The sequence below is a fragment of the Pseudomonas oryzicola genome, from assembly GCF_014269185.2.
Classification (GTDB): domain Bacteria; phylum Pseudomonadota; class Gammaproteobacteria; order Pseudomonadales; family Pseudomonadaceae; genus Aquipseudomonas; species Aquipseudomonas oryzicola.
Genome location: NZ_JABWRZ020000001.1, coordinates 2,050,801 through 2,064,878, shown reverse-complemented (window position 1 = coordinate 2,064,878; position 14,078 = coordinate 2,050,801). Strand labels below are relative to the sequence as shown.

At 61.9% G+C, this 14,078-nt stretch carries 15 protein-coding genes, 1 tRNA gene and 1 pseudogene; 4 read left to right on the top strand and 13 right to left on the bottom strand.

All coding sequences use genetic code 11. From position 1 onward, the window contains the following. Window positions 1-105 precede the first annotated feature (105 nt). On the top strand, window positions 106-294 hold the full coding sequence (locus HU760_RS09310) for a hypothetical protein (RefSeq protein ID WP_186674721.1): 189 nt from the start codon (window positions 106-108) through the stop codon (window positions 292-294). A 56-nt stretch (window positions 295-350) separates the two neighbouring features. After that, complete coding sequence (locus tag HU760_RS09305) at window positions 351-560, top strand: hypothetical protein (protein WP_186674722.1); 210 nt, start codon at window positions 351-353, stop codon at window positions 558-560. Window positions 561-630: 70 nt separating this feature from the next. On the opposite strand, the pseudogene HU760_RS09300 reads toward HU760_RS09305, so the two are convergent. The 8 genes and pseudogenes from HU760_RS09300 to HU760_RS09265 all read right to left on the bottom strand — a co-directional run. Further along, window positions 631-1,974, bottom strand: a pseudogene (locus HU760_RS09300) (tyrosine-type recombinase/integrase); the annotation flags it as partial. 228 nt (window positions 1,975-2,202) lie between these two features. Next, window positions 2,203-2,278, bottom strand: a tRNA-Gly gene (locus tag HU760_RS09295). 64 nt (window positions 2,279-2,342) lie between these two features. Beyond that, window positions 2,343-2,903 (bottom strand): CDP-diacylglycerol--glycerol-3-phosphate 3-phosphatidyltransferase, encoded by a 561-nt coding sequence (pgsA, locus tag HU760_RS09290; RefSeq protein ID WP_186674723.1) that lies wholly within the window; start codon window positions 2,901-2,903, stop codon window positions 2,343-2,345. Between the two features lie 33 nt (window positions 2,904-2,936). Continuing rightward, window positions 2,937-4,760 (bottom strand): excinuclease ABC subunit UvrC, encoded by a 1,824-nt coding sequence (uvrC, locus tag HU760_RS09285; RefSeq protein WP_186674724.1) that lies wholly within the window; start codon window positions 4,758-4,760, stop codon window positions 2,937-2,939. Between the two features lie 6 nt (window positions 4,761-4,766). Further along, window positions 4,767-5,405: a response regulator transcription factor GacA gene (gene gacA / locus HU760_RS09280; RefSeq protein ID WP_003251380.1), complete on the bottom strand. Its 639-nt coding sequence runs from the start codon at window positions 5,403-5,405 to the stop codon at window positions 4,767-4,769. 63 nt (window positions 5,406-5,468) lie between these two features. After that, a complete protein-coding gene (locus tag HU760_RS09275) occupies window positions 5,469-5,858 on the bottom strand; it encodes a helix-turn-helix domain-containing protein (protein ID WP_186674725.1) in 390 nt (129 codons plus the stop codon). A gap of 69 nt (window positions 5,859-5,927) precedes the next feature. Next, window positions 5,928-6,359, bottom strand: coding sequence for a GNAT family N-acetyltransferase (locus HU760_RS09270; RefSeq protein WP_186674726.1), 432 nt, complete (start codon window positions 6,357-6,359; stop codon window positions 5,928-5,930). A 60-nt stretch (window positions 6,360-6,419) separates the two neighbouring features. Next, entirely contained in the window at window positions 6,420-6,806 is a 387-nt protein-coding gene (locus HU760_RS09265) for a DUF488 domain-containing protein (protein WP_186674727.1), read from the bottom strand. Between the two features lie 128 nt (window positions 6,807-6,934). Here HU760_RS09265 and HU760_RS09260 point away from each other — a divergent pair, with 128 nt between their 5' ends. Continuing rightward, on the top strand, window positions 6,935-8,551 hold the full coding sequence (locus tag HU760_RS09260; RefSeq protein WP_186674728.1) for an inorganic phosphate transporter: 1,617 nt from the start codon (window positions 6,935-6,937) through the stop codon (window positions 8,549-8,551). Window positions 8,552-8,612: 61 nt separating this feature from the next. On the opposite strand, the gene HU760_RS09255 is transcribed toward HU760_RS09260, so the two are convergent. From HU760_RS09255 to HU760_RS09235, 5 genes are all read right to left on the bottom strand, one after another. Beyond that, window positions 8,613-9,308 (bottom strand): glutathione S-transferase N-terminal domain-containing protein, encoded by a 696-nt coding sequence (locus HU760_RS09255; protein ID WP_186674729.1) that lies wholly within the window; start codon window positions 9,306-9,308, stop codon window positions 8,613-8,615. A 118-nt stretch (window positions 9,309-9,426) separates the two neighbouring features. After that, window positions 9,427-10,200, bottom strand: coding sequence for an OmpA family protein (locus HU760_RS09250; protein ID WP_186674730.1), 774 nt, complete (start codon window positions 10,198-10,200; stop codon window positions 9,427-9,429). 11 nt (window positions 10,201-10,211) lie between these two features. Then, window positions 10,212-10,592 (bottom strand): DUF4398 domain-containing protein, encoded by a 381-nt coding sequence (locus HU760_RS09245; RefSeq protein WP_186674731.1) that lies wholly within the window; start codon window positions 10,590-10,592, stop codon window positions 10,212-10,214. 278 nt (window positions 10,593-10,870) lie between these two features. Further along, the gene (locus tag HU760_RS09240; protein WP_186674732.1) at window positions 10,871-11,368 is read right to left on the bottom strand and encodes a PaaI family thioesterase; all 498 of its coding nucleotides are present in this window, start codon (window positions 11,366-11,368) and stop codon (window positions 10,871-10,873) included. A 56-nt stretch (window positions 11,369-11,424) separates the two neighbouring features. Next, on the bottom strand, window positions 11,425-12,807 hold the full coding sequence (locus HU760_RS09235) for an amino acid permease (RefSeq protein WP_186674733.1): 1,383 nt from the start codon (window positions 12,805-12,807) through the stop codon (window positions 11,425-11,427). A gap of 255 nt (window positions 12,808-13,062) precedes the next feature. Between HU760_RS09235 and gcvA the strand changes: the two genes are divergently transcribed. Further along, window positions 13,063-14,013, top strand: coding sequence for a transcriptional regulator GcvA (gene gcvA / locus HU760_RS09230; RefSeq protein WP_186674734.1), 951 nt, complete (start codon window positions 13,063-13,065; stop codon window positions 14,011-14,013). Window positions 14,014-14,078: the final 65 nt, after the last annotated feature.

Here is a 14,078-nt window from a genome sequence, read left to right as displayed (position 1 = left end):
TTTGGCGTCGCGAAAGGGCCGCAAGGCGGCCCCTGTAGCTTAAGTGCCTGACTATTCCTGTCAGTGATTCATGCCGGAGCAGATCTGCGCAAAGATATCCTGGCGATGCGCAAAGATCTGCTCAAGGACATGGACACCTTCAACGCCCAGATCCAAACCAAGTTCTCGCAGCATGACAACAAGCTGTTGGTTCGCCTGGGCATGATGTCCTCGCTCATCGCAGGCATCATAGACGTAGTCCTGAGGTCTGTAATCCAAACGATCCTTGATCGCACTGCAGCAACTTTTTTCTGAGGTTGCTGCAGATCCTCATTCTTGTCCGCTTTCAACTATCGACGGCAAGTGTTTCGATGAGCCGAAATGCCCAATACGCTGTCGCCAATCATCAATGGGAAAATCCGATGTCCGGACCACGGATCACGCGCTCAGATCTGAACCTGATATGTGCAGCGCTGAAACTTGAAGTGGTAACGCTCCACAACAAACTCATCTCCGACCTTATCGATGCAGCGCTCGTAGCTGCAGGCTTGGTTGTCTTTATCATCCTGATTGTTACCTGACCACTCCAACATCCACAGGGCAAGTTGAACACCAGGCCCTGTAGTACTCACTACCCATCGCTCAGAAAACACTTGCCATAGGCGACGACATCGCTACGTACGTGCCGGGTCGGAACTCGCTCTCCATCGCCACACCGTCCAGATAGATGGTCAACTGCCTGATTGCCGCCTCAACCTCCCCTTGCCCACACAGGTCCAGCCGATCGGCCCAGTCCTGCATCATCCGGCGCCTCTGCTCCACATACTCGGCATGGTTGTAGGCAGAACTGACCTTGTCCGGGTCGGCATGCGAGAGCTGGGCATCGATCCACACCTTCGGATAGCCGATTTCATGCAGGGCCGTGGACAATGTTCCACGCACGCCATGCCCGGTCAGCAGACCGAAATACCCCATACGGTGCAGCGCATTATTGAGGGTGTTCTCGCTCATCCGGTCGTTGAGGTCGTAACGATGGGCAAACACGTACTTCTGTGCCGGCCGTACCTACTGTAGCAGCTGCCGAACGATGTCTTTGGCTTGCTCAGACAACGGCACGATGTAAGGCGGTATCTCCTGGCCACGACGCCCTTCCTTGCGCATTTCCAACTGCAGCTGTTTCACCACTTCGGGCGGGATCGTCCACAATCCCTGCTTGAGATCGAACTGATCGGGCGTAGCCAGCCGCAGCTCGCCCGTGCGCACGCCCGTCAGTAGCAGCAAGCGCAGCCCCAGCCGGGTCTGCAACGCACCACCATATCCGTCTATGGCCTGCAACAGGTCAGGAAGCTCGGGCATGCGCAGGAAGGGGTTGTGAGTGACCGGTGGCTTGGGTACGGCCACCACATCCAGGTCGGAGGCTGGGTTCTGCTCCAGCCCCGGCGCCTTGACCAAGGCAAAGCGAAACAGCTGCTTCAACCACGTCCTGACCTTCTCGGCCACGGTATAGGCTCACCGCCGCTCGATCCTGGCCAACACATCCAACAGATCATGGCGCTTGATGGCGTAGATTGAGGACTTGCCCAATGCCGGCAGCACATCGTTGTCGAAGATGCGCTGGATCTGTTCCAGCGTGCTCTGCCGCCCCTTCTTGAGCACGCGGCTGCGGTGCGCGAACCAAAGGTCGTACATCGCCTGAAAGGTGTTCTGCTCGGCGAGGTTCTGCGTATGGCGCTGATGCCGCCGGTGGACGCAGGGGTTGGTGCCTTCGGCGATCAGACGCCGCGCCTCATCACGCAGTGACCGCGCCTGGCGCAGGCCCACCTCGGGGTAGGTGCCGAGGGACATGCGCTTCTGCTTGCCAGCCCATGAGTAGCGAAAGTGCCACGACTTGCCGCCAGCCGCTGTCACGCCGAGTGACAGGCCATCGCTATCGCCGAGGGTGTAGTCCTTGCCAGTGGCCTTGGCCTGGCGAACCGTTGCATCCGAGAGTGCCATGTACGAGCTCCTGAACATGAAATTCAGGGCTAGATGCTCGTAACGCTCGACGCTCCTCTCCAGCAACAAACCGGGACTGGGGAAGCCCGGATTTCATGGACTAATTTCTGGACTAAAAGAGTCCGGATGCCCATGGATCCCAATGGATCTGACTGGAACGAAAAAAGACGCCTAAGCGTCTATTTTCAATGACTTACAGACTTCCTTGGAACTCTGTAGATCTATAAATGGAGCGGGAAACGAGACTCGAACTCGCGACCCCGACCTTGGCAAGGTCGTGCTCTACCAACTGAGCTATTCCCGCGTCGTGATGGGTGCCATTCTAGCGATTTCCAAAACGGCGTCAACCCCTTGATTCAAAAAAACTTTTATTTCTGCTCCGAGCCTTTGCGCAGGTGCGGCCAGGCGGCCAGCAGGTAGTGCACCATCGACCACAGCGTCAGCCCCGCCGCCACCAGCAGCAGTGCATAGCCGAGGATGACCCAGAAGGTCACTGCCGGTGGGTTGGCCAGCAGGATCACCAGCGCCAGCATTTGCGCCGCGGTTTTCCACTTGCCCAGGTTGGACACCGCCACTTGCGCCCGCGCACCCAGTTCGGCCATCCACTCGCGCAGTGCCGAGACGACGATTTCGCGGCCGATGATGACCGCCGCCGGCAAGGTCAGCCAGAAGTTGGCGTGGGTCTGCACCAGCAGCACCAGGGCCACTGCTACCATCAACTTGTCGGCCACCGGGTCGAGGAAGGCGCCGAACGGCGTGCTCTGCTGCAGGCGACGCGCCAGGTAACCATCCAGCCAGTCGGTAGCGGCAGCGACGGCGAACACGCTGCTGGCCACCAGGTAGCTCCAGTGGTACGGCATGTAGAACAGCAGGATGAAAATCGGGATGAGCAGGACGCGCAGGACGGTGAGCAAGTTTGGAATATTCATCGGTACGACTGGCCGCAAGTTGAGCCCGGCATTCTACTCGCTATGCAGGCTGGCATAAATCGACTCGGCAAGCTTTTTACTGATGCCGGGAGCTTTGGCAATTTCATCGACGCTGGCGCGATTGAGTTCCTGCAGGCCGCCGAAATGTTTCAGCAAGTCGCGGCGGCGCTTGGGCCCTACCCCGGCCACATCTTCCAGGCTGGACACCCGCCGCGCCTTGCCACGGCGCGCGCGGTGGCCGGTGATGGCAAAACGGTGCGCTTCGTCGCGGATCTGCTGGATCAGGTGCAACGCCGGTGAGTCGCCCTTGAGGGTGAACTCGTGGTGCACGTCGTTCAGGTACAGGGTTTCGAAACCGGCCTTGCGCGTCACGCCTTTGGCCACGCCGAGCAGGGTCAGGTCGGTAAAGCCCAGCTCCTGCATGACGTCGCGGGCCATGTTCAGCTGGCCTTTGCCGCCGTCCACCAGCAGCACGTCGGGCAACTTGCCCTCGCCGTCGCGGATGCGCCCGTAGCGGCGAGTCAGGGCCTGGTGCATGGCGGCGTAGTCGTCGCCGGCGGTGACGCCCTCGATATTGAAACGGCGGTAGTCGGACTTCAGCGGGCCTTCCGGGCCGAACACCACGCAGCTGGCCACCGTGGCCTCGCCGCTGGAATGGCTGATGTCGTAGCACTCCAGGCGCTGCGGCACTTCGTCCAGGCCCAGCACCTCGGCCAGCGCTTCGAAGCGTGCAGCCATGTGCTGGCGGTTGGCCAGGCGGGCATTGAGGGCCTGTTCGGCATTGGTCACCGCCAATTGCTGCCAGCGGGCACGGGTGCCGCGCACACGGTGGCTGATGGCCAGCTCGCGGCCACGCAGGCTCTGCAGGGCTGCGCTGATGGCCTCGAAATCTTCATGCACCACGTTGACGATCAGCTCGCCGGGCAGTTCACGCTCGGCGTTGCCCAAGTAGTACTGGGCGAGGAACGCGGCCATCACTTCGGCCACCTCCTCCTCGATGCCCACTTGCGGGAAGAAATTCTTGCTGCCCAGCACCCGCCCGCCACGCACGCTGATCAAGTGCACGCAGGCACCGCCAGGGTTGACGAAGGCGGCGACGACATCGACGTCGCCGCTGCCGCCTTCGATGTATTGCTGGTCCTGGACCCGGCGTAACAGGGCGATCTGATCGCGCAACTCGGCGGCCTTCTCGAAGTTGAGGGCCATGGCGGCCTTCTCCATTTCGGCATTCAGCTCGTTGCCCAACTGCTGGCTGCGGCCCTCGAGAAACATCACCGAATGGCGGACGTCTTCGGCGTATTCCTCGGCGCCCACCAGCGCGGTGCACGGCCCTTTGCAGCGCTTGATCTGGTATTGCAGGCACGGCCGGGTGCGGTTGGCATAGTAGCTGTCTTCGCACTGGCGCACCGAAAAGGCCTTTTGCAGCAGGCTGAGGCTCTCGCGTATGGCTCCGGCACTGGGGTATGGGCCAAAGTAGCGGCCCTTGGCCTTCTTCGCCCCACGGTGAATGCCCAGGCGCGGAAATTCACCGTCGGAAAGAAACACGTAGGGGTAGGACTTGTCGTCGCGCAACAGGATGTTGTACGGCGGCCGCCATTCCTTGATCAGGTTCTGCTCCAGCAGCAGCGCCTCGGTTTCGTTGGCGGTGATGGTGGTTTCGACCTGGGCGATGCGAGCCACCAGCGCGGCGGTCTTGGGCGCCAGGCCGGTCTTGCGGAAGTAGCTGGCCAGGCGCTTCTTGAGGTTCTTGGCCTTGCCTACGTAAAGCAGGCGGGCTTCGCCATCGAACATCCGGTAGACGCCCGGGCGACCGCTGCAGGTCGCCAGGAATGCGCTGGCATCGAAAACTTGGGACATGGGGTTCTACAGGCTTGCGTCGACCATACCGTGGCGAACGGCCAGCAAGGTCAGTTCGACGTCGCTGGTGACCGAGAGTTTTTCAAAGATCCGATACCGGTAAGTATTGACGGTCTTGGGCGAGAGGCACAACTTGTCGGAGATGATCTGCACTTTCTGGCAGCCGACGATCATCAGAGCGATCTGGATTTCCCGTTCCGACAGGGCATCGAACGGCGAGCCCTGTGGCTGGAAGGGTTTCAGCGCCAGCTGCTGGGCGATCTGCGGGCTGATGTAGCGCTGGCCGGCGAAGGCCAGGCGGATCGCCTGGACCATTTCGTCAAGGCCGGCGCCCTTGGTCAGGTAGCCGGCGGCGCCGGCCTGCAACAGGCGTGTGGGAAACGGGTCTTCTTCACACACGGTGACGGCAACCACTTTGATGTCCGGGTGGCTGCGCAGCAACTTGCGGGTGGCCTCCAGGCCGCCGATGCCGGGCATTTTCACGTCCATCAGCACCACATCCGGCTTCAGCTCACGGGCCAGCTTGAGCGCCGACTCGCCCGAGTCCCCCTCACCCACCACCTGCAGGCCGTCGATGTCGGCCAGCATGCGGGTAATGCCGGTTCGTACCAGATCGTGATCGTCAACCACTAGGACCCTAATCAAGCACACACCTCGTCAGCAGGGCGATTGGATCCCGCCACCTTAACAAAATTTTTCATGGTGGGCCTAACGCATTCCTTCTGTCAGAAACGACTGACGTTCAGCGCTGGGTGGCCACGCTGTCTGAGGTGGCCTGGCATTGTCGGTCAACCGTGTCATCAGGTGCCAAAGTACTGCCTGATCGTCGCCTGACAATTGCCGGAAAGCCGCCAGCAAACCCGCCTCATCCGTACTCAGCCCCATTAGCGGTGCCGGGGTGCGCGAGCCATTGAGCACATACAATGCATCCACCCCCTTGGCCGCCAATGCCGCCAGGTAATCGAGCCGCGGTGTACGCCCGCCACTCTCGTACTTGCCTTGGGCGTTGGGTTCGACCCCGCCGATATCGCCAAACACCCGCTGGGTCATGCCCAGTCTTTCCCGCTCTTCCCGCAACCGCGGCCCGATTCCATTCATGGTGGTTCTCCTATTACCGGAAGCCACTATGCCGATGCTATCTGGCCACGACAAGCCATCATCAGGCTATCAGTCGATCGTGCGCTGCATGCGCACGAAACATTCGTCCTCGCCCATTTCGACAAAACCATGGCGGCGGTACAGCTGGCGGGCCGGATTGCTGCGAAACACCATCAAGCGCAGCAGTGGCAGACGGCGCTGCCTGGCCCATAGCGCCAACTCTTCCAGCACCCAGCTGCCGACGCCCTGCCCACGATGCTCGGGAAGCAAGTGCAGTTCGCGGATGAACAGGGCCTGGCGGTCCTGGCTGAGGCTGCAGTAGCCCAGCCAGGTATCGCCGTCGCTCACCAGCCACTGCTCGCGCCAGCCCCAGGCCTCGTCGAAGGCTGCCTCGATCCACAGCAGGTCGTGTTCACGGTAGTACGGCAACATGGCCCGCCGCGTCAGGTCGCGGGCGAAGGCGCAATGGCTGGCTTTGGCGGGTGTCAGGGTCAGAGGCATCAACTATCGAACTCTTGGGTTTGCCAGCCCGGGCAATGGGGCCGGAACCATGAAAATCAATCACCGGGCGTAGCACACCGGCGAGCTACCGGGCCCTCGTTTGTCCAGCTCGTCTTCAAGCCATTCAGCCAGCACCCGGGCATTGTTGCACTCGGTGTCCTTGCCGGCATACAGCAAGGTCAACGTGCCCTTCGTGGCCAGGTCCAGCAATGGATACCAATGTTCGGGGTGGGCTGCCAATTCCTGCTGGTAGCGCCGGGTAAAGCCGGCAAAATCCAACTCGCCCTGGTGAAACGCCTTGCGCAACGCGGCCGAAGGCGCCACCTCGCGCAACCATTGCCCCTGCAGGTCTTGCTTGCGTTTGTTGCGCGGCCACAGGCGGTCGACCAACACGCGCTGGCCGTCAGCCTCCTCAACCGCATCGTAGACACGCTTGCAGCGAATCATCGGTTTCACCTGCCTTTTACCGTCCGTCCTGAGCCTAGATAATTCATTGATCAAGGTCACGGTCAGGCGGCGAATTGTTTCTATGCTCTAGGACTTCGGCACCTTCGCCAACGCCAACCGGAGCCCCCATGGCTACCCCGTTACTGGCCAGCCAGCCGCAACTGGCCCACCACGACGCCCGCCCACAGCTGGCGCACAAGCCTGGCCGCGCCACCCTGGTGTTGTTCTTCGGCCTGCTGCTGGCCGGGCTCGCCTACAGTACCTGGAGCCTGAAACAGGACGTCAGTGCCAGCGGCACGGTCATCACCACGGTCACGCCGTTCCTGCTGCTGGGCCTGGCGTTGCTGATAGCCCTCGGCTTCGAGTTCGTCAATGGCTTCCATGACACCGCCAACGCGGTGGCCACGGTGATCTACACCCACTCCTTGCCAGCACCTGTTGCCGTGGTCTGGTCCGGGCTGTGCAACTTCCTTGGCGTACTGCTTTCCAGCGGCGCGGTCGCGTTCGGTATCATCGCCCTGCTGCCGGTGGAGCTGATTTTGCAAGTCGGTTCCTCAGCCGGGTTCGCCATGGTCTTCGCCCTGCTGCTGGCGGCTATCATCTGGAACCTCGGCACTTGGTGGCTCGGCCTGCCGGCCTCGTCTTCGCACACCTTGATCGGGTCGATCATCGGCGTCGGCGTGGCCAATGCGCTGATGCACGGGCGTGACGGTACCAGCGGGGTGGACTGGGCCCAGGCCAGCAAGGTCGGTTATGCCCTGTTGTTTTCGCCCCTGATCGGTTTTGCCTGCGCCGCCCTGTTGCTGGTGGCATTGCGTGCGCTGGTCAAACGCAAGGCGCTGTACCAGGCGCCGCAAGGGCAAACGCCACCGCCGTGGTGGATCCGCGGCGTGCTGATCCTGACCTGCACCGGGGTGTCCTTTGCCCATGGCTCCAACGACGGCCAGAAAGGCATGGGCCTGATCATGCTGATTCTGGTCGGTACCCTACCGATGGCCTACGCGCTGAACAAGACCATGCCCAATGAGCAGGCCTTGCAATTTTCTGCCATCGCCGAGGTAACCCGCCAGGCGCTGGTACGCAGTGCCCCGCAAGCGGCCCCGGCCGACCCGCGGCAGGTGCTGACCCGCTTCATTTCCCAGCCCAAGGCCAGCCCGCAACTGGTGCCGGCGCTGGCGGCACTGACCGGCATGATCGGTCAGCAGGTCAAGGGCTATGGCTCGCTCAAGCGGGTACCGGCCGAAGCCATGGCCAACGTGCGCAATGACATGTACCTGACCAGCGAAGCCATCCGCCTGATCGAGAAAAACCAGCTGGTGGCCTTCGATAGCGACACCCGCAGCCATGTGCAGCTGTTCAAGACCCAACTGGACGACGCTACCCGCTATATCCCGCTATGGGTAAAGGTGGCCGTGGCCATCGCCCTGGGGCTGGGGACGATGGTCGGCTGGCGACGCATCGTGGTGACAGTGGGTGAAAAGATCGGCAAGACCCATCTCAGCTATGCCCAGGGCGCCTCGGCCGAACTGGTGGCCATGTGCACCATTGGCGCGGCGGACCTGTTCGGGCTACCGGTGTCGACCACCCATGTGCTGAGTTCAGGGGTGGCCGGGACCATGGTGGCCAACGGTTCGGGCATCCAGCGGCGCACGCTGGTCAATTTGCTGATGGCCTGGGTGCTGACCTTGCCGGCGGCGATGCTGTTGGCCGGGAGCCTGTACTGGCTCCTGAGTCACATTTTCTGACAGGCTGGACGTGCCTTTGCAGGAGCGACCGCTGCATACCTGCAAGGGCGGTGTTGCCTGGTCAGCCAGGGATTTTCAGGCCACGCTGCACCGCAGGGCGCTGCAGGAATGCCGCCAGCACCCGCTGCACTTCCTTGAATTGATCGAAACCGACCAGTTCGCGCGCGTTGTAACGTTCCACCAGATTGCGCACCCAAGGGAAGATTGCGATGTCGGCAATGCTGTATTCATCGACCATCCATTCTCGCCCTCGCAGATGCCGGTCCAGCACACCCAGCAGGCGCCTGGATTCGTTGACATAGCGGTCACGCGGGCGCTTGTCTTCGTATTCCTTGCCGGCAAAGAAATGGAAAAAACCAACCTGGCCGAACATCGGCCCGATGCCGCCCATCTGGAACATCAGCCACTGAATCGTCTGATAGCGCTGGGCCGGGTCCCGGCTCAGCAACTGCCCGCTCTTTTCCGCCAGGTACTGCAGGATCGCGCCCGATTCGAACAGTGCCAGCGGCTGGCCGCCCGGCCCGTCGGGATCGAGGATGGCGGGGATCTTGTTGTTGGCACTGAGCGAGATGAACTCGGGGCTCAGCTGGTCATCGTTGTCGAAGCTGACCTTGTGTGGCTCGTAGGCCAGGCCGATCTCTTCCAGCATGATCGACACCTTCACGCCATTGGGCGTAGGCAGCGAATACAGCTGCAAGCACTCGGGGTGCCGCGCCGGCCATTTACGGGTGATAGGGAATGCGCTCAGATCGGTCATGCTCGGCCCCTGCAGAAATGAAAGCTGGCACTTTAGGGACAAAGTCGCGGTTTGGCCATCGCCAGGCAAGTGACCGAAGGCAGCGAAGGCGCAGCTCCCTGCCGCGCCCAAGTGGTGATTAGTAACGCGGTGCTACAGCCTCGGTGCCCTGCGAGATGATGACCTCGACCCGGCGGTTGAGCTGGCGCGATTGCGCGTCGGCATTGGTTGCTACCGGGTACTCCTTGCCATAGCCTGCGCTGGTGATACGCTCGGCCGCCACCCCCTGGCGACGCAAGGCATTGGCCACGGACAGGGCGCGGCGCTCGGACAGCTTCTGGTTGAAGGCATCACTGCCGGTGGCGTCGGTAAAACCTTCCACCAGCACCTTGCGCTCCGGGTTGGCCAGCAGGTACTCGGCCAGTTGCCGGATATTACGCTGGCTGCTACCACGCAGTTCCGCACGGCCGGTATCGAACAACACATCGCCGAAGGTCACCACGGTACCACGCTCGGTCTGTTTGGCCTTGAGCGCCTGCAGCGCCTTGAGTTGAGCGGTACGCACATCCAGGCGCGCCTGGGTGCGCTGTGCCTCGATACCTTGCAGGCCGGCTTCCGCCTGACGCAGCAGGATGGTCTGCTCGGCGCTCTCGATCTTGCGCTGGGCCAGGTAGGCCAACTGCTCGACGTCGGGCGATTTCCGGTTGTTCAGCGAAGCACCTTCGGCCTTGCCCAGGGCAATGTAGGCTTCCTGGGTTTCCAGTGCGGCAATCCGGCTGGATTCAGGCTTGCTCTGCAGCACCGAGTAGGCCTCACGGGCCTCCAGCAGGCGGGCGTTTTCCGGCGTGGCAGCGCAGCCGGCCAGCAGCAGGCCGAGCAGTGAAACCGTGGTAAACAGTGGGCGTTTCAACATGTTCGTGTCCTTCAATGGGTGACGTTCTGCGGCGCTTCGAGCATTTCCTGGCGGAGCACCTCGATGCCTTTGCGGGCAATGTCCAGTTGTTCCTGACGCTTGCTGGCCATGGCCTTGCGCTCGGCCAGACGGGCATCGGCCTCGGCCTGTTCAGCCAGTCGGCGGACCAGATCGAGGTCGTCCTGGCCAAGGGCGCGATCCATCGCGCTGAGTTTGTCCTGGGCCGCGCGCATCTCGACCGGGGCATATTGCGTGGCATCGGCAGACACCGCGCGGTTGACCGCGCTTCGCGTCAGTTCGATCTGCTCGCTGGGCACGAGGGCGCTGGCGCAGCCGCCGAGCAACACCAGCGAACCGACGAGCATGCTTTTGACTGTGGATCTGGCACGCATGAAGGGTCTCCTTGAATGCGTCTGCAGCGTTTCGGGCACGGCGTTGCCGCCGTGGCCGGAGTGTCGATGCAGAGGGTTGGGAATGAACCAGGATGGCGGCGAGGAGCCCGTCCGTGTCAGCGGGCCGGGCAAGGGGACAGCGTGAAGCGCGTGCTGTTCATCCTGGGTTTCTGCTGATGAAGACGCGGCAAGAGTAGTGCGATAAGCGGGAAGCCCAAATCGGACCTATCCCTGAAACAGGTGCGATTTTTCAACAAGAATGCGCCGTGGTACCAGGCTCAGCCTTGACCATGCGCCTTGAGCTTGAGTTTTTCCGTGTCCACGCGCACGAACACCGAGTCGGCGCTGACCGTCAGTACATCACCGGCCCATACCTCGCAAAGCACCCGCGTCTTGCGCCCGACCTCACCTTCGACACGGGCTTTGAGCAGCAGCTCGACGCCCATTGGCGTAGGTTTCAGGTAGCTCAGGTTGAGTGTGCCAGTGACGCAGTCGATTCGCGGCAGGCTCCCCGCTTCGCGGCCTTCGGCGCGGTAGTGATAGGCCATCGCCGTCCAGTTTGAATGGCAATCCACCAGCATCGCCAGCAAACCGCCGTAGACCAGGCCAGGCCAGCCGATGAAGGTGCTGTCGGGCGCATGCCGGCATAACAGATGGACGCCGTCGGCGTCCCAGTGGCTTTGCAGGTGCAGGCCACCGGGATGGGAGCAACCACAGCCGTAGCAGGTGCCGTCGGGGGCCGCCAAGGCCTGGAGGGAAAGGAGTTGGTCGTTCATACGCATCCTGTGCTGGTTGGAATGGGGGCGACAACGCCCCCATTTAAGCAGAAACATCAGGCCGGCTGGGTGACCGCCTTGCCGCGCTGGTGGGTCAGCGACACCAGCAGGATGAACAGGGTCACACCTGCGGTCATCAGCGTCTCGTAGCGGTAGGCATCGCTGAACAGCATGTAGCCCAGGACCATGACGATGGTACCGATCACCAGCCAGGTCAGCCACGGGAACAACCACATTTTCAGTTCCAGCTGCCGCCCTTCCCGCTCGGCACGGGCACGCATGCGCAACTGCGACACGGCAATCACCAGGTACACCAGCAAGGCGATGGCGCCGGTAGTGGACAGCAGGAAGCCGAACACCTTGCCCGGGAACACATAGTTGACGAAGCAACCGGCAAAACCGGCCAGGGTCGAGAAGAGTACCGCCACGGTCGGTACGCCGGCGCCCGAGATGCGCTTGGTCACACGCAGCGCCTGGTCACGGGCGCCCAGCGAATAGAGCATGCGCGACGCGGTGTACAGGCCCGAGTTCATGCAACTGGTCACGGCCACCAGCACCACCAGGTCGACCAGCAGCTTGGCGCCCGGCACATTCAGCAGTTCCAGCACACGCTGGAACGAGCCCACCGCTTTCAGCCCGGGGTCGTTCCAGGCCACCAGCGACACCACCAGGAAGATCGACGCCAGATAGAAGATCGCAATGCGGTAAACCACCAGGTTGGTGGCGCGGCGGATCTTGTCTTTCGGGTTGGCGGTTTCGTCGGCAGCAATGGTGACGATCTCGGCGCCAAAGAACGAGAAGATGGTGATCAGCACGCCACCCAGCACGGTGCCGAAGCCGTTGGGCATGAAGCCGCCGTGGTCCCACAGCCGACTGACCCCGGACACCTCGGCCAGCGGCCAGGCGCCGAACACCGCCAGGGTGCAGACCACGATGAAGGCGATGATCGCCACCACCTTGACCAGGGCGAACCAGTATTCGAAGGCACCGAAGTTCTTCACGCTGATCAGGTTGGTACCCGACAGCACCAGCATGATCAGGAAGGCAAACAGCCAGGACGGCACGGCGGGGAAGTAGGCATGCAGGATATCGGCGCCGGCAATGGCCTCGACCGGGATGATCAGCACCCAGAACCACCAGTACAACCAGCCGATGGTGAAGCCGGCCCACGGGCCGATGGCTTCGGAGGCATAGGTGGAGAATGAGCCGCTATTGGGGTTGGCGATGGCCATTTCACCCAGCATGCGCATGACCAGCAGCACCAGCAGGCCGGTCATGGCATAGGAAATGAGGATGGCCGGGCCGGCGGTGGCGATGGCGTTGGAAGAGCCGATGAACAGGCCGGCGCCGATGATGCCGGCGATGGAAATCATGGAAACCTGACGGGATGTCAGGCCGTGCTGCAGGGAGCGCTGTTTCTTGTTGTGTAGCGAAGCCATGAAGAACCCTCGAATGGCTCGGCCGCGGCGAAGCGGCGGAAGACTGGAGCAGAATTCTTGTCAATTTCTGATGTTGGTTATTGTTGTTCTGCAAATGCTGGAAAAAGGTACTGACCTCCTCTTCACACGACCGGTTGTAATCGTTGATCCAGGTCAGTATTAATCTATGGGCCGGGGTCAACAAACGACCTTTTCGAAACACATGATTCCACCATGGAATGAACTTCTTCCTTTTTTGCTCGGTATTTGCCCCTAATGTCCAAACGCCTGATGCCTTCGACCACCGCCCTTCAGTGCTTCGAAGCGGCCGCGCGCCACCTCAGCTTCACCCGCGCGGCGCAGGAACTGCACCTGACCCAGAGCGCGGTCAGCAAGCAGGTGGCACAGCTCGAGGACATGCTCTCGCATTCGCTGTTCCAGCGCATTCGCCGACGCCTGCACCTGACCCCGGCCGGTGCGCTGTACCTCACCGAAGTGAATAAGATCCTCACCCAGATCGACATTTCCAGCCGTTACATCCTCAGCTACGGCGACGAGACCGAAGTGCTGCGCATCGCCACCCAGCCCACCTTCGGTGCGCGCTGGCTAGTGCCGCGTTTGAAGGGTTTTGGCGACCGCTACCCGCGCATTCACCTGGACATCCGCAACGAACTGGAGCCGTTCGACCTGGTCCAGGCCAAGGCCGACATCGCGTTCTTCTTCGGCCAGGGCACCTGGCCCGGGGCAACCTGCATCGAGCTGTTCAGCGAAGAAGTGGTGCCGGTGTGCAGCCCGCAGCTGCTGGCCAGCCAGCGTTTCGACAGTGCCCAGGCCCTGACCGGAAATCGTCTGCTGCAATGCGCGTCGCGCCCGGAGGCCTGGCACGAATGGTTCCTGGGGCTGGGCTTGCACAGCCAGAACAGCTACCACGGGCCGCGCTTCGACACGTTCTACCTGTGCATCCGCGCGGCCATCGCCGGCTGTGGCATCGCGTTGATCCCGCGTTACCTGGTGGCAGAAGAGCTGAGCGAGGGCAAGCTGGTGGTGGCCTGGGACCACCCGGTGGCGAGCAATGGCCGACACTTCATCGCCCATGCCGAGCATGCGGCCGAAGTGCCCAAGGTGAGGGCCTTCGTGCAATGGATTCGCGAGCGCGTGGCCGAGGGAAATAGAGAGGCCGCTACAGGCAACACTCAACAATGGCGATGTCACGAATCCATGGAATGACCGCAATCGAATAATTCGTTTGCGGAATAACCCGTCAACACGCTTGGATAATAAGAAACCCGAAT